Source organism: Limobrevibacterium gyesilva (genome assembly GCF_025989185.1).
Classification (GTDB): domain Bacteria; phylum Pseudomonadota; class Alphaproteobacteria; order Acetobacterales; family Acetobacteraceae; genus Limobrevibacterium; species Limobrevibacterium gyesilva.
In genome coordinates, this window is record NZ_JAPDNT010000004.1 from 147,354 (window position 1) to 167,285 (window position 19,932).

The following is a 19,932-nucleotide window of genomic DNA, read 5'->3' on the forward strand; positions in this document are numbered from 1 at the left end:
GCTTGCGGCACGCAAGCGCGTGCCTGTCGCGGGCTTGGTGGGCGGCGGCGCGCAAAATAACGACTCGTACCAGCGGTCATTCTTCATGGCCGCTGGTACGAGGCAAGGGCAGGTGATCTGCCCCGCCGCGCGTTCTCGTGCGGCGGGGTGGCACTTTTTCTACTGCGCCAGCATCCGAGCCAGGCGCTCGGCCACCGGCCGGTCGTAGCGGTCCACATAGGCCTGCAGGAAGCCGCCGCTGGCGGCGTGCCGGATGTTGGCCTCGCCGGGCCCGCGCACGCGATTGAGCCAGGCGGCGGGCAGTTCCTTGACGGCGCGCACCTGGCGGCGGACGCGCCGGAACATCAGATTGAAGCGTTCGCCCGGATCGGTGACATCCTCGTAGTCGGCGTCGATCACGCCTGGGTAGGCCTGGAAGCCCAATTCGGTCATGAAGCGGCTGGAGCGCGGGTTGCCGACGATGAAGGCGGGGTGGCCGAGGCAGAAGGCTTTTGCCGCCTTCTCGGTGATCCGGCTGACATTGCCGTTGGTGGCCTCGGTTTCCGTCACGATCGAGAAGTAGGTGCGCTCGTACGGCTTCACGTCGATCTTGTCGAAGAGCTGGTTGCCCTTCTCGTTGAAGTCATCGACCCGCAGGTCCTTCAATGCCATGGCCGCCACGCAGCTGTGGCGCAGATGGGCGTAGGCGGGGCTCGCCGCGGCATACGCCATCACCGCGTCGGCGCTCGATGCGTCCTTGGCATAAGCGAGGCCAGGGAACGAGACGAGCGAGTCGTCGAACAGGCCGTGATGGAGCAGGCCCGCGATCGTCAGCACGCGATGCGGCCGCGGCGTGGCGTTCAGGCACAGCAACACCCGGTCCTTGGCGGCCTGGTCGTAGACCTTCGCGATATAGTCGTCCGGAGCGGCGCCGAACACCGGCGACGGCGCCTTGGGCGAGAAGTTGAAGGCCATGACTTTCACGAAGAAGTCGTAGTACTCGAAGGTGAAGAGGCTGCTGCGCTTGTCCGCGTACTGGGCGCGGTACGCCGCCTCCATGTTCCGGTTCTGCGCCAGCCACACGGCGCGCGACGCGTCGATGCCGTTGCGGTCGAGGAAGGCGTGCAGATGGTCGAAGATCTCGACGTTCAGCCCCGGCCCCTCGTTGGTCAGGTCGAACAGCAGCAGGGCGCGGCCGGCGCGCACGTCCTCGAGGATCGCCGGCTCGACCGACGCCGAGAAGTGCGGCACGCCCTGGCGTTCGCAATGGCCGGGGTGCATGCGCCAGTAGTCCCGCACCGCGATCACGCAGGCATAGGGTTCATCGGCCGGGGGCTTGTTGCCAGGCGCCACGCGCAGGAGGTCGAAATTGCGGCCCAGGGTCATGGCGTGGACGAAGAAGCCAGCCTGTTCGTGGCCGCGAAACACTACTTGCAACATACCGTTCCTATCAGACCGCCAGCCGATGCAGCGAGCGTGGGTAGAGTTGGCGCCGGGCCGAGTCAAAGCAACTGCCGGCCCCCTATGGCGGCTTCACGCCGCCCTGTCCGAGTGCTGCAGCACCTCTGCCGGGGAAGGCTTGCGCGGTGGCGCCGACAGCGCGCGCCGCGTCGCGCGTGGGCGAGCCGGCTCTCCTCGTGGAACGATGCGAAACCGGCATGCGTCACATCGGCGCGGGTGTGGTGCCGCGTAGCCTTGCGGCATCGCCGTGGCCATGACACAGACTGTGGCGGGCCTGATCATCCGGGATATACGCTTGGCATCGAGAACCGCCCGTCAGGGAAGTGCGAATGAGTGACCCGCGCGCGGCGCTGGAGGCGATCGGCCAGCTGCCGGATACCGAAATCGACATCGCCGACGCGGCGTTGCAGCTGGCGCGCGTCGATGCGCCCGAGGCCGACTGGCAGGCGGCGCGCGCGCACCTGTCCGGCCTTGCGCGCGAGGCGGTCCTGCTGGCCGCCGAGGTGCCGGACGACGATCTGTCGGCGCAGGCGGGTGCGCTGGCGGGATTGCTGGTCGGGACGCATGGCTATGAGGGCGACACCGACAGCTATGACGACCCCGCCAACGCCAACCTGATCCATGTGATCGAGCGCCGGCGGGGCTTGCCGGTGGCGCTTGGCATTCTGTGGCTGCACACCGTCCGCGCGGCCGGCTGGAGCGGGCACGGCATCGATTTCCCCGGCCATTTCCTGGTGGCGCTGTCGGGTCACGGCGAACAGGCGGTGCTGGACGTGTTCGGTGGTGGCGCGTCGCTGCACGCGCCCGACCTGCGCGCGCTGGTCAAGCGGGTCGAAGGCCCGAAGGCCGAGCTGCGGCCCGGCCTGCTGCGGCCAATGGGCGCGCGCGCGGTGCTGCTGCGGCTGCAGAACAACATCAAGCTGCGCCGGCTGCGTGCCGGCGAGCTGAAAGGCGCGCTGGCCTGCACCGAGGACATGCTGCGCATCGCCCCCGACGAGCCGATCCTGTGGCGCGACGCGGCGCTGATGAACCAGCGGCTGGACCAGGTGGCGGCCGCGCTGCGCTGCTTCGAGCGCTTCCTGGTGCTGGTCCCGAACGGCGACGCCGCCAGCCGGGTCCGCGCCGCGATGGACGAGTTGCGTTCGCGGCTGAACTAGGCAATCCATCCGCCGACAGAACCGGAGAAAAGGCATGGCGCGGACGCTGAAAGTCGCGGTCCAGATGGACCCGATCGAAACCATCAACATCGACGGGGATTCGACCTTCGCGCTGATGCTGACCGCCCAGGCGCGCGGCCACAAGCTGTGGCACTACGAAGTGAAGCACATGGCGCTGCGCGAGGGCGTGGCCAAAGAGGGCGCCGCCCGCGAGGAGCGGCTGATGGCCCGCGCCCGCCCGGTGACGGTGCAGCGGGTGCGCGGCAGCCATTACGCATTCGGCCCGGAAGAGCTGATCGACCTCGGCAGCACCGATGTCGTGCTGATGCGCCAGGACCCGCCCTTCGACATGGCGTATATCACTGCCACCCACCTGCTGGAGCACATCCACCCGAAGACGCTGGTGGTGAATCATCCGGTCTCCGTGCGCAACGCGCCGGAGAAGCTGCTGGTGACGCATTTCCCGGACCTGATGCCGCCGACCATGGTTACCTGGGACGTGGACGCGATCCTCGGCTTCCGGGCCACCCACAAGGACATCGTGGTCAAGCCGCTGTTCGGCAACGGCGGCGCCGGGGTGTTCCTGATCCGCCATGACGATCCGAACCTGAACGCCCTGCTGGAAATGCACTTCGCCCGCTCGCGCGAGCCGCTGATGATCCAGCGCTACGAGCCCTCGGTGCGCCAGGGCGACAAGCGCATCATCCTGATCGACGGCGAGCCCGCCGGCGCCATCAACCGGGTGCCCGCGCCCGGGGAGGCACGCAGCAACATGCATGTGGGCGGGCGGGCGGAGAAATCCACGCTGACCGCGCGTGACCTGGAAATCTGCCGCCGCATCGGGCCGACGCTGAAACAGCAGGGCCTGATCTTCGTCGGCATCGACGTGATCGGCGACTACCTCACCGAAATCAACGTCACCTCGCCCACCGGGCTGCAGGAGATCGGCCGCTTCGACGGCACCGACCTCTCCGGCCAGATCTGGGACGTGATCGAGGAAAAGCTGGCGTAGCGCAAGCGCGGCCGGGGCCCGCCTGGCGCCCTTTGCCTACATCGGTCCGCCGGGTACGGCCGTGGCGTTGAGGGGGGGATGGTTGCGGGCGGTATGGAGCTGGTAGTGCCACCATTCCAGGCGGTAGTGGTCCCAGCCGGCGGCGGTCATCAGGCCCAGCAGGAGGGCGCGGTTGCGTTGCGCGTCGGCGGGGATGTCGGCGACGCCGTGGGCCGAGCGGGCGGCGATTTCGTCGAAGCCGGCGCCCATGGGCAGTTCGTCGCCGTTGCTGTCCACCAGGGTCAGGTCCACGGCGGCGCCGCGCGGGTGCACGCCGCCGGCACGCGGGTCGGCGACGAAGCGCTTGTCGGTGACGGCATGCCAGAGCGCCCATTGCGCCTCGATCGGGCGGAAGGCGTCGTAGACCTTCAGGCGCAGGCCGAGTTGCGCTGCCAGGCGGCCGGCGTGCCGCAGGCGGTCGCGCGCTTCCGGCAGCAGCATGGCCACGGGGCGCGTGTAGATCGGGCGGCCGGTGAGGTTGTCGGACGTGGCGTAGCGGATGTCGAACAGCAGGCCGTCGGCGGCGGTGAGGGTCACGAGCATCCGCCAAGACTAGGCGGCCGCTGGCGGTGGGGCTAGCCTTCGGGCATGCGGATTCTTGCCCTTGATGCGGCGCTGGCGCGATGCGCGGCGGCCGTGGTGGTGGATGGCCAGGTCGTGGCGTTGCGCCAGGAGCCCGGGGGGCGGGGGCATGCGGGGGTGTTGCCGCCGATGGCCGAGGCGGTGCTGGCAGAGGCCGGGTTGGCGGCAACGGCACTGGACGGCGTTGCCGTGACGGTGGGGCCCGGCAGTTTCACCGGGCTGCGCGCGGCGATCGCGCTGGCACAGGGCATTGCGCTCGCCGCCGGCCGGCCGGTCGTCGGGGTGACGGTGGCCGAGGCGATGGCCGCGGCGCTGCCGACCCTGGGTGGCCGGACGCTGTGGGTGGCGATCGACAGCCGGCGCGGGCGGGTGTTTCTGCATCGCAACGGAGAGCTGGCGCCGGTGGCGCTGGAGGCGTTGCCGCCCGCGGGCGGGCCGGTGGCAGTGGCCGGAGATGTGGCGATCGAGGTGGCTGCGCGGCTGGCGGCGCGCGACGACGACGTGATGCTCACCGATATCCGTCTGCCGCCGATCCGCCAGGTGGCGGTGGTGGGGGCACGACGGCTGCGGGGCGAGCTGCCGCCGCTGCCGGCGCAGCCGATCTATGTGGACGCGCCGGAGGCGAAGCTGCCGGCGGGTGGGCTGCGGCCGCCGCCGCAAGCATGATCGCCGCGACGCCGGCCCATGCCGAGGCCATGGCCGAGATCCACGCGGCGAGCTTCCCGCCCGGCGAGCGCTGGGGGATCGACGCGATGGCGCTGCATCTGAGCCTGCCCGGCACGTTCGGCATGATCGATCCGCAAGGGGGCCTGGTGCTGGCGCGGATTGCCGCGGACGAGGCGGAGATCCTGACGCTGGCGGTGGCGCCGCCGGCGCGGCGGCAGGGGCGGGCGCGGGCGCTGCTCGATGCGGCGGCGGGGCGGGCGGCGGCGGCGGGCGCGCGGGCACTATATCTGGAAGTATCGACGGCCAACGCGCCGGCGCTGGCGCTGTATGCGGCGGCCGGATTCGTCGAGGTCGGACGGCGGCCCCGTTACTATGCCGATGGCTCGGACGCTCTGGTTTTGCGGCGCGGTATTACATCAGGCGCGCCGCCACCGGCCAACCCGGCGCGCGATACCGGCGGCCCTTGATGGCGGCAGGGTCATCATCAAGGGCCGCCGGTATTACTTGCGGCGCAGCAGCAGGCGGGTGAGGCCGGCGGGGTCGGTTTCCTGGGTCAGGACGGCATGGCCCTGCTCCGTGGCGGTGCGCGGCACGTTGCGGCGCGGCTCCTCGCCGCGAAGCAGTACCAGCAAGGTCTGCCCCGAGGCCAGGCGGTCAAGGGCGAGCCGCGTCTTCACGAAGGTCATCGGGCAGACCTCGGCGGTGATGTCGAGCGTCTGGTCGGGCGTCTGGATATCGGAGGCTTCGACTTGCGGGCTGGTCTTCATGATGTTTATCTTCAACTTTGCCGGCGAACTTCGCGACTGTTGTTTTCAGTCAAAATATCCGTTGCGAGGCAGCCATTGAGCGCCATATATGCTGCAAATCTTACGGCTCCAAAGGGAAAACGATGGCCGACAATACGCAACATACAGATGTGCTCGGACTGACGGCGCAGATCGTCTCGGCGCATGTATCCAACAACTCGGTGACTCCCGATGCATTGCCGGCGTTGATCCAGGATGTCTACCGCACGCTTTCGGGTGTCGGCAGGGACCCGGTGCAGCCGGACAAGCCGCAGCCGGCCGTTCCCGTGAAGAAGTCCGTCTTCCCCGACCATATCGTCTGCCTGGAGGATGGGAAGAAGTTGAAGATGCTGAAGCGGCATCTCAAGACCGCGTACAACATGACGCCCGAGCAGTATCGCGAGCGCTGGAGCCTTCCGCCCGACTATCCGATGGTGGCGCCGAACTATGCCCGCCATCGCTCGTCGCTGGCCAAGAAGATTGGCCTCGGAACCAAGCCGCGCGGCCGCAAGTAGCGCCGGCATCGGGCGCGTCGGGGCGCGAACCCCGGATGGGGTTCGCCAGCGCCGCAGTGTGAGCCGGATTTGCGTCCGACCGGCCGGGGCCTGTAACTTCCCTTGAGCGTCCTGGTCGGGGACGTCGCCGTCGCGGCGGTGCGCCGGGCTGCCCCGTTGGGGGCCGTCTGGCGTGAGGCCGCTCGACAGGGTGGCTTCTGATCGGTTACGCACCGTCGCCCCGTGTTCCGGCGTGAAGCCGGAGGCTGGCGGACGGGGGCGCGAAGACGGAAGCGCGAAGACAGGGCTGCACGTTGCCTGGCTCGTCCCGCACCAGGCGGGCCGATGTGGGCACCATTGGGGATTGGATGGAAAGCCGCATCGAGCGCCTGTGCGTCGAACGAGGCCTCAAGATGACCGGCCAGCGCCGCGTCATCGCCCGAGTCCTGTCGGATGCCGCTGACCACCCCGATGTGGAGGAGTTGTACCGACGCGCCTCCGCGCTCGACAACCGTATCTCCATCGCCACGGTCTATCGCACCGTGCGCCTGCTGGAGGAGAAGGGCATCCTGGAGCGGCGCGACTTTGGCGGCGGCCGCGCCCGCTATGAGCCCAGCGAGCACGGGCATCACCACCATCTCATCGACATCGACACCGGCCGGGTGATCGAGTTCGAGGACGCGGAGCACGAACGGGTGTTGCAGGCGATCGCCGCGCGGCTGGGGTTCGACCTGGTGTCGCATCGCCTGGAATTGTTCGGCCGCAAGCGCCCGGCAGGCGCGGTGGCCCGCAAGGCTGGCGAGGACCGGCCGTCCGGCCCATCCGACCCAACCGGATCGAGCGGTGCGCCGCGATGACGGCAGTGTTGCCGCCCGCCGGCACCGGATCCGACCGCACCCTGCCCGCGCCAGACGCGGCGGTGACAGGGCCGGGTTTCGGTGAACTGCGTGGCGGCAGCCTGGGCGTGCGCATCGCCACCACGGCCGCGGAGATCGATGCGGTGCAGGCGCTGCGCTACCATGTCTTCTACGACGAGATGGGGGCCCGGCCGGACGCCGCGGCGGCGGCGGCGCACCGCGACCGCGACGCTTTCGACGACGTCGCCGACCATCTGCTCGTGGTGGACCATGCGATCGGCCCGGGGCCTGAAGGCGTGGTGGCCACCTACCGGCTGATCCGCGCCCAGGCGGCGCGGAAGCTGGGCCGCTTCTACTCACAAGACGAGTACGACATCAGCCCAATGACCAACTTCCCGGGCCAGGTGCTGGAGCTCGGACGGTCCTGCGTGCATCCGGGCTATCGCAACCGTATGGCCATGCAGCTGTTGTGGCGCGGCATCGCCGCCTATGTGTTCCTGCACCGGATCGACCTGATGTTCGGCTGCGCCAGCCTGCCCGGCACCGACCCGGATGCGATCGCGACCGAACTGACTTATCTTTACTACAACCACCTGGCGCCGCCGGCGGTGCGCCCCCGCGCGCTGCCGCATCGCTATGTGGACATGCGCCGGATGGATCCTGCAGGGCTCGACCCGCGCCGAGCGCTGGGCAGCCTGCCGCCATTGATCAAGGGCTATCTGCGCCTGGGCGGCTTCGTCGGCGACGGGGCGGTGATCGATGGCCAATTCAACACCACGGACGTGGCCGTGGTGGTGAAGACCGACCTGGTCACCGATAAATACTATCGCCATTACGAGCGGCAGCTTCGCGACGCGCTCGACTGATTCTGGAGGAGGGTGCCCGCGCATGAGCCGCTTCAACGTCATCATGACGTCGCCTCGTCTTGCCGCCCCCGCGGTCGAGCTGCTCGAGCGGGCCGGCTGCGCCATCCACTTCATGCCGCCTTATCCCACGGCCGCCGAGGTGGCGGAGCTGACCGGGCAGGTGCAGGCCGACGCCATCCTGACCCGGCAGGGGCCGGTGACGGTGGCGGCCATGGATGCGTCGCCGCGGCTGAAGGTGGTGGCGCGGCACGGCGTGGGCGTGGACGACGTGGACCTGCAAGCAGCGGCGGCACGGGGGATTCTGGTCACGCGCGCGCCCGGTTCGAACACGCGGGCGGTGGCGGAGCACACGCTGGCGCTGATCCTGGCGCTGGCGAAGGACCTCAAGCCGCTGTCGGCGTCGATTGCCGCAGGGGCGTGGCGCGGCGCGGGCACGAAGGTGCGCGACATCGCCGGGTTGCGGCTGGGGCTGCTCGGATTCGGCGCGATCGGCCAGGCGGTCGCCGCGCTGGCGCGGCCGTTTGGCATGGTGGTGACGGCGTTCGACCCGGTGGCGCCAGCCGCGGCGTTCGGCGGCGTGCGCCGTGCGGCGACGCTGGCCGAGCTGCTGCCGGCGGCCGAGGTGCTGTCGGTGCATTGCCCGTATTTGCCGGCGACGCGGCATGTCGTGAACGCGGCGGCCTTGGCGGCGATGCCGGCGGGGGGCTTCGTGATCAACACAGCGCGCGGCGGCATCGTCGACGAGGCGGCGCTGGAGGCGGCGCTGGACTCCGGCCACATCGCCGGCGCCGGGCTGGACGTGTTCGAGGACGAGCCGCCCGCCCCGGCGCACAAGCTGCGCGACCATCCGCGGGTGATCGTGACGCCGCATGTCGCCGGAGTGACCGATGGGTCGCTGGTCAACATGGGCGTGATGGCGGCCGAGTGCATCGCGACCGCGCTGACCGGTGGCACGGTGCCGCCGGAGCGCATCGTTCACGGCTGAGCGCATGCGCGTGGGTACGGCCGGGCGCTTGCGCATTAGGGCCGCGGATTTCGGGTGTCTGATGCGGTGGCTGGGCGCACTGCGCGGCTGGCGGGCCCATGCGGCGGCGGGGGCGCTTGGGGTGCTCTCGGCCGTGGCGCTGCCGCCGATGCACGCCGTGCCGGTGCTGCTGCTGACGGTGCCTGGCCTGCTGGCGCTGCTGGGTGCGCAGGCGCGCGTGCGGGGGGCGGCGCTGGTCGGGTTCTGGTTCGGCTTCGGCCACCATCTGCTGGGGCTCTACTGGATCACCGAGGCGATCCTGGTGGAAGCGGCGCGGTTCTGGTGGCTGGTGCCGCTGGCGGTGCCGGCGTTGGCGGCAGTGATGGCGCTTTTCATCGCGGCACCCTGCGCCGCGGCGCGGGCCGTGCCGGGGGGCTGGCCCCGGGTGCTGGTGCTGGCCGGCGCCTGGGTGGCCGCTGACCTCGGGCGTCAGTTCATCGCCACCGGATTTCCCTGGAATCCCTGGGGCAGCGTATGGGCCCTTCCTGGCGCGGCCGGCGACGTGTTCCTGCAACCTGCGGCGCTGGTGGGCGTGCACGGCCTGACCCTGGCCACGCTGCTGCTGGCGGCGGCGCCGGCGCTGGGGCGGCGCGCGGTGGTGGCGTGCGGCGCGGTGCTGGCGGCCTGGGCCGGTTTCGGGCTGTGGCGCCTGGATCTGCCGGCCCCGGCGCCGCCGGGCGTGACGGTGGTGCTGGCGCAGGGCAACATCCCGCAGGGCCAGAAATGGGATCGGGAATTCGTCACCGGAACGTTCAGCCGGTACCTGGTGCTGACCCGTGACGGGCTGGCCCAGGCGCAGCGGCGATTCCCGGGGCAGGCGGCGGCCGTTGTCTGGCCCGAGACGGCCAGCCCCTATTTGATGGAGTCCGACCCGAATGCGCGCGCCGCGGTGGCGAGCGTGGCGCAGGTTGGTGGCATGAGCGTGCCCGCGCTGATCGGCAGCGTGCGCTTCGACGCGGCGCAGCGGCCGCGCAACAGCCTGATGGCGATGCTGGGCGCGGGGCCGCCGGCGGCAATCTATGACAAGTGGCACCTGGTGCCATTCGGCGAGTACCAGCCTGACTGGTTCCCGCTGCCGATCCAGATCGTGCCCGGCGGGGGGTTTGCCCGCGGTCCCGGCCCGCGCACGCTGCGTGTCCCCGGCCTGCCGGCCTTCGGCGCGCTGATCTGCTACGAGGCGATCTTCCCGGCCCAGGCCGTCGATCCCACGGACCGGCCGGACTGGCTGGTGAATGTCACCAATGATGCCTGGTTCGGCAACTCCACGGGCCCGCGCCAGCATTTGGCGGCGGCCCGGATGCGCGCCGTCGAGGAGGGGTTGCCGTTGCTGCGCGCGGCGAACACGGGGATTTCGGCGGCCTTCAATGCGCTGGGCCGGGAGCAGGGGCGGCTGAGCATGAACGTGACCGGGGTGCTGGTCGTCGCTCTGCCCGGAAAGCTGCCGCCGCCGTTTTTCGCGCGGTTCGGGCTGGTCGTCCCTGCTATGCTCGTGGTGATTGCAACTGTGATCGGGATGCTATTAGCGCATGCAAATTCGAAACGAATAAAATTTTAGTGAGAAACCGGGTAGAATTCTGGACAGTCTCAGGATTTTGTTGAACGTGATTGACGTTTCTCGGTTGTGGCGTTAACCTTTTCAACAACCGACGACGCGTGCCGACCGAGAGCGGACTTCGTTTTTGACGATCAGGTAACGAATCTCACGGTGGCAATAGGAGCCTGGGCGCATGTCAGGAGAAACCGGCGATCAGGCTGCGCAGTTTCCGGGTCCGGCTGGACAGGGCGTTGGCAACCGGGGCGAGAAGGAATCGCGGCCGAGCCCGATCGACGTTCATGTCGGCGCGCGCATCAGGCTGCGCCGCACCTTGATGGGGATGTCCCAGGAGCGCCTGGGTGAGGCGCTGGGCCTGACCTTCCAGCAAGTGCAGAAATACGAGCGTGGCGTGAACCGCGTGGGCGCGTCGCGGCTGTTCGACCTGTCGCGTGTGCTGGACGTGCCGATCAGCTTCTTCTTCGACGACATGCCCGAGCCGCTGGCGCACGGCTACGGCGCCCAGAGCAGCAATCTGACCGGACGCCGCGCCGTCGGCTTCGCGGATGCCCAGGACGCCTTCGCCGACGACGCGTTCAGCCGGCGCGAGACGCTGGAGCTGGTCCGCGCCTATTACCGGATCCCCGACGCCGCCGTGCGCAAGAAGATGTTCGAGCTGATCAAGTCCATGACGCCGGACAACCCGGAATAGCCATATCTCTGAGCGGCGTCAGCGCATGCCGGTGATCGATCCGGTCATGGCGCGGGGGTCGCGTGTGGGCCAGCGCCCGGCATCGACCTGGGCCAGGAAGTCGCCGACGATGCGGTTGAACTGATCGGGGTCCTCGGCGTTGATGCCGTGGCCGCAATTGGGCATCACCGCCAGCGCCGCGGTCGGAATGTTCTCCTTCATCAGGATGCCCGGCTGCAGGCAGGGCCAGTCCTCGTCGCCGGTCAAAATCAGCGTGGGCACCTGCATCGCCTGCATCTGGCCGGTGAGGTCGTAGAGCGACGGGCGTTCGCGCTGGACACCGAGCTGCGTGTTGGCGGAGCCGATGGCGGCGTGCTCGGCCAGCATGCGCCTGAATTCGGCGAAGCCGCGCGGATCCTTGTTCTGGAACTGCACGCGGGTGGGGCCATAGGCGTAGCGGGCGGCGAATCCCTCCATCCCATTCGCGCGGATGAATTCCACGGTGTTGGCGCCCTCGGCGCGGAAGCTCTCGCGCCTGGCCGGATCGGCGCCATAGCCGCAGCCGGCGACAGTAAGCGAGCGGGCGCGGGGCGCATGGCGGAAGCCGAAATGCAGCGTCGCGAAGCCGCCCATGGATAGGCCCACGACATGCGCACGGTCGAGCTGCAGGTGGTCGAGCACGGCGGCGATGTCATCGGCGGCGCGGTTCTGCGAATAGAAGCGCGCGTCCTCCGGCACGTCCGACGGCGGATAGCCGCGGGCGTTGTAGGCGATGGCGCGGTAACGCTGGCCGAAATGGCGGAGCTGCGGCTCCCAGCTGCGGTGGTCGCCGGCGAACTCGTGCACGAAGATCACCGGGATGCCCGAGCCGGTTTCCTCGAAATACAGTTTCACGCCATCGTCTGTGGTCGCGTGCGGCATGGAGCGCTCCCGGTTGCTTTGACGGGACTTTCGGGCGAGACGGCGCGTGAGGGAAGGGGGCGCGCGGCCGGCGGTCCGAGGGGTTGAGCGTACGACATGCCCGGGGCCACACTGGCGCCCCACCTTGACCGAGGAAATGCCCCGCATGCGCCTGACCGATGCCCGCCTCGCCGACGGCTCCCGCGTGGACGTGACCGTCGCCGAGGGACGCATCGCCGCCATTGCGCCGCATGCGGGGCAGCGCGGCGAGGCGCATCTGGCTGGCGCCCTGCTGCTGCCCGGGCTGGTCGATGGCCATGTGCATCTCGACAAGACGCTGCTGGGTCTGCCCTGGCGCCCGCATGCCGCCGCCGGCACGGTGAGAGACCGTATCGAATACGAGCGCGCGCATCGGCGCGGCTTGGCGCTGCCGGTGCAGGATCGCGCGGCGGCGCTGTTGCGACAGATGACGGGGTTCGGCACCACCGCGCTGCGCACCCATGTGGATATCGACGACGCTATCGGGCTGGACAACTTCCATGCGGTGATGGAAACCGTGGCCGCGTATCGCGACCGCGCCGACATCCAGGTGGTGGCGTTTCCGCAGAGCGGCATCGTGACCCGTCCGGGCGTGGCCGAGCTGCTCGATGAAGCCTTGCGCGCCGGCGCCGACCTGGTCGGCGGCCTCGATCCCGTGGGCATCGACGGCGATGCGGCCGGGCATCTCGATGTCGTCTTCGGGCTCGCCCAGCGGCATGGAAGCGGCATCGACATCCACCTCCATGACCCGGGGCCGGTCGGCAACGCGCAGCTGCGCGACATCGCTGCCCGCACCCGTGCCGCTGGCATGGGCGGGCAGGTGACGGTCAGCCACGCCTTCAGCCTGGGCACGCCGGACGCCGACGATTTCGCGGCGACCGCCGATGCGCTGGCGGATGCCGGCGTCGCCATCCTCACCTCCGCACCCGGCGCCGCGACCATGCCGCCGGTGCAGCCGTTACGCGCGCGCGGGGTCGCGATCTTTGCCGGCAGCGACAATATCCGCGACCTGTGGTCGCCCTTCGGCAATGGCGACATGCTGGAGCGCGCTTTCCTGGTGGCGCAGCGACAGGGCTTCCGCACCGACGAGGACATCGCCGTCGCGTTCGAGACCTGCTCGGTCGTGGGCGCGCGGGTGCTGGGGCTGGAGGATCACGGGATTCACGTCGGCGGGCGGGCGGATCTGGTGGCGGTGCGGGCGGAAACGCTCGCAGAGGCCGTCGCCATGCGGCCGGCCGGGCGCATGGTTTGGAAAGCCGGGCGGCTGATCGCGCCCATCGCATAGGGACAGCAGACAATGGAAATCGACCTCTCGGGCCGCGCCGCGGTCATCACCGGCGGCAGCCGGGGCCTGGGCCTGGCCATGGCCACGCGCTTCGCGGCCTCCGGCGCCGATGTCGCCATTCTCGCGCGCCGGCCGGACGCGCTGGAGGAAGCGCGCAAGGCGATTGCGGCGGTGGCGAAAGGCAAGGTCCTGGCCGTGCCGTGCGACGTGTCGAAGGCCGACGAGATTGCGCGGGCGCATGACGCCGTGATGAGCGGCCTCGGCCGCATCGACATCGTCGTCAACAATGCCGGCACGTCGCGCACCGGCGCGTTCGAGGACGTCACGGACGCCATCTGGCAGGAGGACCTGGACCTCAAGCTGTTCGCCGCCATCCGGCTCGCGCGGCTGGCATGGCCGCATATGCGCGAACGGCGTTGGGGCCGCGTGATCAACGTGCTGAACATTGGCGCCAAGGCGCCGCGTGCCGGCGGTTGCCCGACGGTGGTTTCGCGGGCCGCGGGCATGGCGCTGACCAAGGTGCTGGCCGGCGAAGGCGCGCCGCACGGCATTCTGGTCAACGCATTGCTGGTCGGCCTGATCGTCACCGAGCAGGTGAAGACCTGGCACCGGTTGCGCGGTGGCAACATGTCGCTGAAGGACTTCATCGCCAAGACCGGCGAGGCGGTGCCGCTGGGGCGCATGGGCACGGCAGAGGAATTCGCCAACATGGCGTGCTTCCTCGCCTCCGATCTCGCCGGCTATGTCACCGGGACCGCGATCAATGTGGATGGCGGAAGCTCGCCTGTTGTTTGAGACGCCTTGGCCTTGCGCCGCGACAATTCTTGATGAATCGAAACCATAGGAGACGCCTTCCATGCGCTGGATCAACTTCTCGGCCGAGGGCCGCACGGCCTATGGCATCCTGGAAGGCGACCGCGTGGTGGAAACGCGTGGCGACCTGTTCGGCGATTGGGAGCGCACGGGGCGCACGCATGCCCTGGCCGATGTGAAGATCGAGGTGCCGTTGATTCCGCGCACCTTCTACTGCGCGGGCCTGAACTACGTGTCGCATCTGAAGGAGGCCGCCGACAAGCGCGGTGAGGTTCCGAGCGTTCCGGACCGGCCGGAGATCGGCTATCGGGCCCAGAACGCGCTGATCGCGCATGACGAAGATGTGGTGATTCCGCGTGATGCCACCGAGAAGGTGCATTACGAGGGCGAGCTGGTCGTGGTGATCGGGACGAAGGCCAGGCATCTCAGCGAGGCGGATGCGCTGTCTTGCGTGTTCGGCTACAGCATCGGCAACGATGTCAGCGAACGCACCTGGCAGAAGAACGACCGCACGTTCTGGCGGTCGAAGAACACCGACACGTTCAAGCCGATGGGGCCATGGATCGAGACCGATGTCGATCTCGAATCCCTGCACACGACAGTGCGGCTGAACGGCGAGCCGCGCACGCGCTTTCGCACCAACGACATGCTGTTCGGCGTGGCCAGGTTCATCAGCACGATGACGCGCTATCTGACGCTGTGGCCGGGCGACGTGATGTGGATGGGGACCGACGGCGCCTCGCCCGACCTGAAGGCGGGCGATGTGGTGGAGGTCGAGATTTCCGGCATCGGCACGCTGCGCAACCGCTTCGTCGCGGAGGCGTAGCGTTACAGCATCGCCAACGGGAGCTTGTGGCGGGGTGGCGCATAGGCCGCGTCGATCGCGGCGAGGTCCTCCGCCGACAGCGTGATGCCGAGGGCGGCGGCGTTCTCGCGCGCATGCTCGGCGGAGCCGGCCTTGGGAATCGAGATCACACCGGGGTGGCGAAGCGACCAGGCGATCGCGATCTGGGCGGTGGTGGCGCCGTGGCGGTGCGCCACCCGCGCCAGCGCGGCGGAGCGCAGCAGCCGGCCGCCCTGGCCGATGGGCGAGTAGGCCATCACCGGCATGGCGTGGCCTTCGCACCAGGGCAACAGGTCGAATTCGATGCCGCGATGCTCGGGGTTGTACAGCACCTGGTTCGTGGCACAGAGGGCGCCGCCCGGGACGCCCAGCAGCTCCTCCATGTCGTCGGTGTCGAAGTTGGAGACGCCCCAGTGCCGGATCTTGCCTTCGGCCCGCAGCCGCTCGAACGCTTCCACCGTCTCTGCCAGCGGTGCGCCGCCACGCCAGTGCAGCAGATAGAGATCGATGTGGTCGGTGCCCAGGCGCCGCAGGCTGCGTTCGCAGGCGGCCGGCGTGCCGCGGCGGGTGGCGTTGTGCGGATAGACCTTGCTGACCAGGAACACGCGGTCGCGCAGGCCGGCAATCGCTGCCGATACCACCTGTTCGGCGGCACCCTCGCCGTACATCTCGGCGGTGTCGATCAGGGTCATGCCGAGCTGGATGCCGAGGCGCAGGGCGGCGGCTTCCTCGGCCGGCGGGCGGTGGCCGTCGCCGATGTGCCAGGTGCCCTGGCCCAGGGCGGGCACCTCGGTTCCATCGGGAAGGCGCACCATGCGCATGGGCCTACTCCGCGACGTCCTCGGCGCGCTTCAGCAGGCGCAGGAAATTGCCGCCCCACAAGGCCGCGATCTCGGCGGCGCCGTAGCCGCGGCGGATGAGTTCGGCGGTGAGATTCCCACTCTCGCCGGCATCGTGCCAGCCGACGAAACCGCCGCCGCCGTCGAAGTCGGAGGACATGCCGACATGGGCGAGGCCGATCCGGTTCACCGCGTACTCGACGTGGTCGACATAGTCGGCGACGGTGACCTCCCCCTCCTTCTTGCCGGCGCGCAGGAAGGACGGCACGGCTGTGATCTGCACCAGGCCGCCGACGTCGCGCAGGGCGTCGAGCTGCTCGTCGTCGAGATTGCGGGGGTTGTCGCACAGCGCGCGGATGCAGGAATGGGTGGACAGCACCGGCGTGCGCGACGCCTCGGCCGCCTGCAGCATGGTCTTCTTGGACACGTGCGCAATGTCGACCAGCATGCCCAGACGGTTCAGCTCGGCAATGGCCTGGCGCCCGACCGGGGACAGGCCGCCATGTTCCTCTTCCGCGTCACCGAGGTCCTGGCGCGGATTGGAGGAGTCGGCCAGGGCGTTGTGGCCGTTATGGGTGACGGTGAGGTAGCGCGCGCCGAGGTCGCGGAAGGCGCGCAGCCGGGCGGGGTCGCCGCCGCAGGCGTGGCCGTTCTCGACGGCCGGGACGATGGCGGTGGCGCCGTCGCGCTTGGCCTGCTCGATCTGCGCCACGCTGGTGCAGACGCGGGCGCCGTCCTGGCCCATGGCGTTGATGGCCTGCAGCATGGCGACGGCGCGGGCGAAGCCGGCCTCGTGCGCCTCGGGCGTGCGCGGGCCCTGCGGCACGTAGGCGGCGAAGCAGCCGGCGGACATGCCGCCGCGCTGCATCTTCGGCAGGTCGACCCGGCGCTTCGTGTCCTCGAAGAAGCTGGGGCCCTGCGGCCAGGGGATGTCGATATGGGTGTCGACGACGAGAAGGCTGCGGTGCAGTTCGATGGAATCGGTCATGGCGATACGGTCGGGCGCGGCCGGGCTGTCGTCAAGCCCGGCCGGCTGGCTGGAGCATGTCCGTTTCAGACGAACATGCTCCAGCTCATTTTCCGCCGGCAATTTCATCGGCATGGAATCGCTGCGCGATTCCATCTGAGCCGATATTGCTCTGGTGGTCAGAAGCCGACGCGGTCGCCGCCCTTCAGTTTCAGGATCTCGCGGGCTTCCGCGGGGGTGGCGATCTCCAGGCTCAGGTCTTCGAGGATGCGGCGGATCTTCGCCACCTGGTCGGCGTTGGATTTCGCCAGCTTGCCCTTGGCGATGTAAAGGCTGTCTTCCAGCCCGACGCGGACATTGCCGCCCATGATGCCGGCCATGGTGGTGAAGGCCATCTGGTTGCGGCCGGCGGCCAGCACCGACCAGACATACTGGTCACCGAACAGCCGGTTGGCGGTCTCGCGCATGAACATCAGGTTCTGCTGGTCGGCGCCGATGCCGCCGAGGATGCCGAAGATGCTCTGCACGAACAGCGGCGGCTCCACCACTTTCTGGTCCAGCATGTAGGCGAGGTTGTAGAGGTGGCCGATATCGTAGCACTCGAACTCGAAGCGGGTGCCGTGGCCCTTGCCCATCACCTCCACCACGCGGGCGATGTCGCGGAAGGTGTTGCGGAAGATGTAGTCGTCGGTGCGTTCCAGATAGGGCTTTTCCCAGTCGAACTTCCAGGTCTTCACCCGGTCGGCGGCGCGGGAGATGTTGAAGTTCATGCTGCCCATGTTCAGGCTGCACATCTCCGGGCTGGCCTTGATCGGGCCGGCGAGCCGCTCGTCGACGGTCATGCCCAGGCCGCCGCCGGTGGTGATGTTCACCACCGCGTCCGAACTCTGCTTGATGCGGGGCAGGAACTGCATGAACACGGCCGGATCGGGGGTGGGCTCGCCGGTCTGCGGGTTGCGGGCGTGCAGGTGGATGATGGCAGCGCCCGCCTCGGCCGCCGCGATGCTGGATTCCGCGATCTGCTCGGGGGTGATCGGCAGATAGTCGGACATGCTGGGCGTGTGGATGGCGCCAGTGACGGCACAGCTGATGATGACCTTGGACATGGCGCGGGCCCCTCCGGTTGCGATGGCGTTGCGCCGATCCTGCACTGGGTGCGGCGCCGGGCCAAGGTGGCGCTGGAACGCAGCTGGCGGTTTGGCTATATCGGTGCCGGCTGTCTCCGTAGCTCAGCAGGATAGAGCACAGGATTCCTAATCCTGGGGCCGTGGGTTCGAATCCCGCCGGGGACACCAGTTTTTCATGATTGTCGAGATCAGCGGTCTTCTTGCGGCCTCATTCTGGGCATGCAGCCAGAGGTTCCTGGTTCGTTCTTCAGCGTCGCTGCCGCCTGGCCATGCGTGAAGCCCCTGGCTGACACACGCCACCGACGCCGAAGCCGCATGAACGACAACGAAATCGAGCCTTCCGCGGCATGGGAGATCGGTCGTCACCAGCCCCCGAACCACACCCCGACGCCATGGACGATCCCGACCGGGAAGAAAGCCGCGGATGCAATCAGCAGCGGGCGACAGCCGCTCGCCGCGCAGAACACGATCGAGGTGAGCCAGGCTGAGTAACAGAAGGCGCCGAGCACAAGCAGCAACAGCGCTGTCCGGGCGCCCATGTTGCCCTGCCGCCAGGGCTGCATTTGTCGGTCTGCCGTCATCAGGCGCATCATCTCGTCCCTCCTTTTCGACCATGGCGCCCACCTGGAGCCGCCGCCGAAAACGGCACGTCGCGCACCGGATCAGGAGATGCCAGCCGGCGCAGGCCCGCAGTGGGCCGGCAAGAGCGGTGATGCAGGCCGGGCGGATATGGCCGGGGTGCGCGACATGGAAGCCCCCAGACGATACGCCATTGGCGTAATCTGGGCGATTATTCTCAGCGTCACAAGCCCGATGGCTGGTCATGCGGTCGGTCGGCGCCGGGCGCCCAGCCACCGCCAGCGCCGCCGGGGAACCGGGCCTTACGCTATGTCTGCCCGGCGGTGCGAGCGACCGCGCGCCGGGCGATGGCGAGCAGGCGGTCGATTTCCTCCTCGCGGCCGTCGAAGCGGGTGACGAGGCGAATGACATTCTGGTCGCGCCGTGCGAACAGGACGCCTTCGGCTGCCAGCATGGTGATCACCGCGGGCGGCATCGAGAGGAAAATCAGGTTTGCTTCGACCGGCGCGACCAGCTCGATCCCGGGCAGTGCCGCGAGCTCGCGGGCCAGCCGGGCAGCCAGCGCATTCGCATGCCGTGCCATGCGCAGGTACAGCCCGCCCTCGACATAGGCGGTCAGCTGCACCGCGGCGAAGCGCATCTTCGACCAGGTCTGGCCGGCCCGGCGGAGGCGGTAGGACAGCGGTTCGACCAGGGTCTCGTCGAACACCACGATCGCCTCGGTGTTCATGGCGCCGTTCTTGGTGGCCCCGAAGGACAGGATATCCACGCCGCGCTGCCAGGTCATGGCGGCCGCCGAGCAGCCGAGCGTGGCCAGCGCGTTGGCGAAGCGGGCGCCGTCCATGTGGACCTTGAGCCCCGCCCCGTGGGCCAGCGCGCCGATTTCGGCGATGTCGTCCAGGGGATAGACCGTGCCGTATTCGCTGGCCTGGGTGATGGACACCACGTCCGGTTGCGCGCGGTTGCGTACGCCGCGCTGCACGCGTGCCAGGGCCGTGCGCAGCCCATCCGGGTGCAGCCGGAACTGCGCGCCCGGTAGCGGCAGAAGCTTGGCGCCGCCGGTGAAGGCCTCCGTGGCGGCACCTTCGGCGGTGTGGATATGCGCCTCTTCGTGGCAGAAGACGGCGCCGTAGGAACGAACGCTGGCAGCCAGCCCGAGCGCGTTGGCGGCAGTGCCGGTGGAGACCGGGAACACCGTCACCGCGGTTTCGAACAGCTCGGAATAGATCCGGTTGAGCGCCTGGCTGTGCGCGTCGTCGCCGTAGGAGGCGGCCGGCCCGTGGTTGGCTGCATCCAGCGCGCGCAGGATCTCCGGGCAGACCGTGGCGACGTTGTCGCTGCGAAAGTTGAGGGTGTCGGCGGTGGATAATGCGTTCATCTTGTTGCTCCCTGCCG

The 19,932-nt window shown here is 69.1% G+C and carries 23 protein-coding genes and 1 tRNA gene; 15 read left to right on the top strand and 9 right to left on the bottom strand.

The annotated features are described in order from the left end of the window. Window positions 1-159: 159 nt before the first annotated feature. Window positions 160-1,416, bottom strand: coding sequence for a hypothetical protein (locus tag OL599_RS08530; RefSeq protein WP_264713270.1), 1,257 nt, complete (start codon window positions 1,414-1,416; stop codon window positions 160-162). A 353-nt stretch (window positions 1,417-1,769) separates the two neighbouring features. Between OL599_RS08530 and OL599_RS08535 the strand changes: the two genes are divergently transcribed. Both OL599_RS08535 and gshB read left to right on the top strand, forming a co-directional pair. Then, window positions 1,770-2,597 carry a SirB1 family protein gene (locus OL599_RS08535; protein ID WP_264713271.1) on the top strand — a complete coding sequence of 276 codons (828 nt, stop codon included), beginning with the start codon at window positions 1,770-1,772 and terminating at the stop codon, window positions 2,595-2,597. A gap of 34 nt (window positions 2,598-2,631) precedes the next feature. Beyond that, a complete protein-coding gene (gshB, locus tag OL599_RS08540) occupies window positions 2,632-3,609 on the top strand; it encodes a glutathione synthase (RefSeq protein ID WP_264713272.1) in 978 nt (325 codons plus the stop codon). 36 nt (window positions 3,610-3,645) lie between these two features. Here the strand turns inward: gshB and ddpX are convergent, their stop codons facing one another. Continuing rightward, window positions 3,646-4,191, bottom strand: coding sequence for a D-alanyl-D-alanine dipeptidase (gene ddpX, locus OL599_RS08545; RefSeq protein ID WP_264713273.1), 546 nt, complete (start codon window positions 4,189-4,191; stop codon window positions 3,646-3,648). A gap of 45 nt (window positions 4,192-4,236) precedes the next feature. On the opposite strand from ddpX, the gene tsaB reads away from it, so the two are divergent. Together tsaB and OL599_RS08555 are read left to right on the top strand one after the other, a co-directional pair. Next, complete coding sequence (tsaB, locus tag OL599_RS08550; protein WP_264713274.1) at window positions 4,237-4,896, top strand: tRNA (adenosine(37)-N6)-threonylcarbamoyltransferase complex dimerization subunit type 1 TsaB; 660 nt, start codon at window positions 4,237-4,239, stop codon at window positions 4,894-4,896. After that, window positions 4,893-5,363, top strand: coding sequence for a GNAT family N-acetyltransferase (locus tag OL599_RS08555; protein ID WP_264713275.1), 471 nt, complete (start codon window positions 4,893-4,895; stop codon window positions 5,361-5,363). The genes tsaB and OL599_RS08555 overlap by 4 nt, the downstream gene beginning before the upstream one ends. Window positions 5,364-5,396: 33 nt before the next feature. On the opposite strand, the gene OL599_RS08560 is transcribed toward OL599_RS08555, so the two are convergent. Next, entirely contained in the window at window positions 5,397-5,663 is a 267-nt protein-coding gene (locus tag OL599_RS08560) for a sulfurtransferase TusA family protein (RefSeq protein ID WP_264713276.1), read from the bottom strand. A gap of 122 nt (window positions 5,664-5,785) precedes the next feature. Here OL599_RS08560 and OL599_RS08565 point away from each other — a divergent pair, with 122 nt between their 5' ends. From OL599_RS08565 to OL599_RS08590, 6 genes are all read left to right on the top strand, one after another. Beyond that, window positions 5,786-6,196: a MucR family transcriptional regulator gene (locus tag OL599_RS08565; protein WP_264713277.1), complete on the top strand. Its 411-nt coding sequence runs from the start codon at window positions 5,786-5,788 to the stop codon at window positions 6,194-6,196. Between the two features lie 347 nt (window positions 6,197-6,543). Beyond that, window positions 6,544-7,032, top strand: a complete 489-nt coding sequence (locus OL599_RS08570; RefSeq protein ID WP_264713278.1) for a Fur family transcriptional regulator — start codon at window positions 6,544-6,546, stop codon at window positions 7,030-7,032. Further along, complete coding sequence (locus OL599_RS08575; RefSeq protein ID WP_264713279.1) at window positions 7,029-7,898, top strand: GNAT family N-acetyltransferase; 870 nt, start codon at window positions 7,029-7,031, stop codon at window positions 7,896-7,898. Before OL599_RS08570 ends, OL599_RS08575 begins: the two co-directional genes overlap by 4 nt. A gap of 22 nt (window positions 7,899-7,920) precedes the next feature. Then, the gene (locus tag OL599_RS08580; protein WP_264713280.1) at window positions 7,921-8,883 is read left to right on the top strand and encodes an NAD(P)-dependent oxidoreductase; all 963 of its coding nucleotides are present in this window, start codon (window positions 7,921-7,923) and stop codon (window positions 8,881-8,883) included. Window positions 8,884-8,944: 61 nt separating this feature from the next. Continuing rightward, complete coding sequence (gene lnt / locus OL599_RS08585) at window positions 8,945-10,477, top strand: apolipoprotein N-acyltransferase (protein WP_264713281.1); 1,533 nt, start codon at window positions 8,945-8,947, stop codon at window positions 10,475-10,477. 172 nt (window positions 10,478-10,649) lie between these two features. Further along, window positions 10,650-11,165, top strand: coding sequence for a helix-turn-helix domain-containing protein (locus OL599_RS08590; RefSeq protein WP_408886921.1), 516 nt, complete (start codon window positions 10,650-10,652; stop codon window positions 11,163-11,165). Window positions 11,166-11,183: 18 nt separating this feature from the next. Here OL599_RS08590 and OL599_RS08595 read toward each other — a convergent pair whose 3' ends face one another. Next, window positions 11,184-12,065 carry an alpha/beta fold hydrolase gene (locus OL599_RS08595; protein ID WP_264713282.1) on the bottom strand — a complete coding sequence of 294 codons (882 nt, stop codon included), beginning with the start codon at window positions 12,063-12,065 and terminating at the stop codon, window positions 11,184-11,186. Between the two features lie 145 nt (window positions 12,066-12,210). Here OL599_RS08595 and OL599_RS08600 point away from each other — a divergent pair, with 145 nt between their 5' ends. The 3 genes from OL599_RS08600 to OL599_RS08610 all read left to right on the top strand — a co-directional run bounded on the left by OL599_RS08600 (window position 12,211) and on the right by OL599_RS08610 (window position 15,007). Beyond that, window positions 12,211-13,368 (top strand): amidohydrolase, encoded by a 1,158-nt coding sequence (locus tag OL599_RS08600; protein WP_264713283.1) that lies wholly within the window; start codon window positions 12,211-12,213, stop codon window positions 13,366-13,368. 12 nt (window positions 13,369-13,380) lie between these two features. Further along, window positions 13,381-14,163, top strand: coding sequence for an SDR family NAD(P)-dependent oxidoreductase (locus OL599_RS08605; RefSeq protein ID WP_264713284.1), 783 nt, complete (start codon window positions 13,381-13,383; stop codon window positions 14,161-14,163). Between the two features lie 61 nt (window positions 14,164-14,224). Beyond that, window positions 14,225-15,007, top strand: coding sequence for a fumarylacetoacetate hydrolase family protein (locus OL599_RS08610; RefSeq protein ID WP_264713285.1), 783 nt, complete (start codon window positions 14,225-14,227; stop codon window positions 15,005-15,007). Window positions 15,008-15,009: 2 nt separating this feature from the next. Here the strand turns inward: OL599_RS08610 and OL599_RS08615 are convergent, their stop codons facing one another. Continuing rightward, the gene (locus OL599_RS08615; RefSeq protein ID WP_264713286.1) at window positions 15,010-15,846 is read right to left on the bottom strand and encodes an aldo/keto reductase; all 837 of its coding nucleotides are present in this window, start codon (window positions 15,844-15,846) and stop codon (window positions 15,010-15,012) included. A 4-nt stretch (window positions 15,847-15,850) separates the two neighbouring features. Beyond that, a complete protein-coding gene (locus OL599_RS08620) occupies window positions 15,851-16,852 on the bottom strand; it encodes a dipeptidase (protein WP_264713287.1) in 1,002 nt (333 codons plus the stop codon). On the opposite strand from OL599_RS08620, the gene OL599_RS08625 reads away from it, so the two are divergent. Continuing rightward, window positions 16,839-16,991, top strand: a complete 153-nt coding sequence (locus OL599_RS08625) for a hypothetical protein (RefSeq protein ID WP_264713288.1) — start codon at window positions 16,839-16,841, stop codon at window positions 16,989-16,991. The two genes, OL599_RS08620 and OL599_RS08625, sit on opposite strands and share 14 nt — an antisense overlap. Window positions 16,992-17,010: 19 nt before the next feature. Here the strand turns inward: OL599_RS08625 and OL599_RS08630 are convergent, their stop codons facing one another. Continuing rightward, window positions 17,011-17,937, bottom strand: coding sequence for a BKACE family enzyme (locus OL599_RS08630; protein ID WP_264713289.1), 927 nt, complete (start codon window positions 17,935-17,937; stop codon window positions 17,011-17,013). 112 nt (window positions 17,938-18,049) lie between these two features. Here OL599_RS08630 and OL599_RS08635 point away from each other — a divergent pair. After that, window positions 18,050-18,126, top strand: a tRNA-Arg gene (locus tag OL599_RS08635). A 194-nt stretch (window positions 18,127-18,320) separates the two neighbouring features. Here OL599_RS08635 and OL599_RS08640 read toward each other — a convergent pair. Then, on the bottom strand, window positions 18,321-18,551 hold the full coding sequence (locus tag OL599_RS08640; RefSeq protein ID WP_264713290.1) for a hypothetical protein: 231 nt from the start codon (window positions 18,549-18,551) through the stop codon (window positions 18,321-18,323). A 293-nt stretch (window positions 18,552-18,844) separates the two neighbouring features. Continuing rightward, window positions 18,845-19,915, bottom strand: coding sequence for a threonine aldolase family protein (locus OL599_RS08645; RefSeq protein ID WP_264713291.1), 1,071 nt, complete (start codon window positions 19,913-19,915; stop codon window positions 18,845-18,847). Window positions 19,916-19,932 lie beyond the last annotated feature (17 nt).

Bases quoted from the DNA above. Each gene is read 5' to 3' on its own strand.
- OL599_RS08535 (WP_264713271.1), top strand. From the start codon at position 1,770: ATGAGTGACCCGCGCGCGGCGCTGGAGGCGATCGGCCAGCTGCCGGAT.
- gshB (WP_264713272.1), top strand. From the start codon at position 2,632: ATGGCGCGGACGCTGAAAGTCGCGGTCCAGATGGACCCGATCGAAACC.
- ddpX (WP_264713273.1), bottom strand. From the start codon at position 4,191: ATGCTCGTGACCCTCACCGCCGCCGACGGCCTGCTGTTCGACATCCGC.
- tsaB (WP_264713274.1), top strand. From the start codon at position 4,237: ATGCGGATTCTTGCCCTTGATGCGGCGCTGGCGCGATGCGCGGCGGCC.
- OL599_RS08555 (WP_264713275.1), top strand. From the start codon at position 4,893: ATGATCGCCGCGACGCCGGCCCATGCCGAGGCCATGGCCGAGATCCAC.
- OL599_RS08560 (WP_264713276.1), bottom strand. From the start codon at position 5,663: ATGAAGACCAGCCCGCAAGTCGAAGCCTCCGATATCCAGACGCCCGAC.
- OL599_RS08565 (WP_264713277.1), top strand. From the start codon at position 5,786: ATGGCCGACAATACGCAACATACAGATGTGCTCGGACTGACGGCGCAG.
- OL599_RS08570 (WP_264713278.1), top strand. From the start codon at position 6,544: ATGGAAAGCCGCATCGAGCGCCTGTGCGTCGAACGAGGCCTCAAGATG.
- OL599_RS08575 (WP_264713279.1), top strand. From the start codon at position 7,029: ATGACGGCAGTGTTGCCGCCCGCCGGCACCGGATCCGACCGCACCCTG.
- OL599_RS08580 (WP_264713280.1), top strand. From the start codon at position 7,921: ATGAGCCGCTTCAACGTCATCATGACGTCGCCTCGTCTTGCCGCCCCC.
- lnt (WP_264713281.1), top strand. From the start codon at position 8,945: ATGCGGTGGCTGGGCGCACTGCGCGGCTGGCGGGCCCATGCGGCGGCG.
- OL599_RS08590 (WP_408886921.1), top strand. From the start codon at position 10,650: ATGTCAGGAGAAACCGGCGATCAGGCTGCGCAGTTTCCGGGTCCGGCT.
- OL599_RS08595 (WP_264713282.1), bottom strand. From the start codon at position 12,065: ATGCCGCACGCGACCACAGACGATGGCGTGAAACTGTATTTCGAGGAA.
- OL599_RS08600 (WP_264713283.1), top strand. From the start codon at position 12,211: ATGCGCCTGACCGATGCCCGCCTCGCCGACGGCTCCCGCGTGGACGTG.
- OL599_RS08605 (WP_264713284.1), top strand. From the start codon at position 13,381: ATGGAAATCGACCTCTCGGGCCGCGCCGCGGTCATCACCGGCGGCAGC.
- OL599_RS08610 (WP_264713285.1), top strand. From the start codon at position 14,225: ATGCGCTGGATCAACTTCTCGGCCGAGGGCCGCACGGCCTATGGCATC.
- OL599_RS08615 (WP_264713286.1), bottom strand. From the start codon at position 15,846: ATGCGCATGGTGCGCCTTCCCGATGGAACCGAGGTGCCCGCCCTGGGC.
- OL599_RS08625 (WP_264713288.1), top strand. From the start codon at position 16,839: ATGGAATCGGTCATGGCGATACGGTCGGGCGCGGCCGGGCTGTCGTCA.
- OL599_RS08620 (WP_264713287.1), bottom strand. From the start codon at position 16,852: ATGACCGATTCCATCGAACTGCACCGCAGCCTTCTCGTCGTCGACACC.
- OL599_RS08630 (WP_264713289.1), bottom strand. From the start codon at position 17,937: ATGTCCAAGGTCATCATCAGCTGTGCCGTCACTGGCGCCATCCACACG.
- OL599_RS08640 (WP_264713290.1), bottom strand. From the start codon at position 18,551: ATGATGCGCCTGATGACGGCAGACCGACAAATGCAGCCCTGGCGGCAG.
- OL599_RS08645 (WP_264713291.1), bottom strand. From the start codon at position 19,915: ATGAACGCATTATCCACCGCCGACACCCTCAACTTTCGCAGCGACAAC.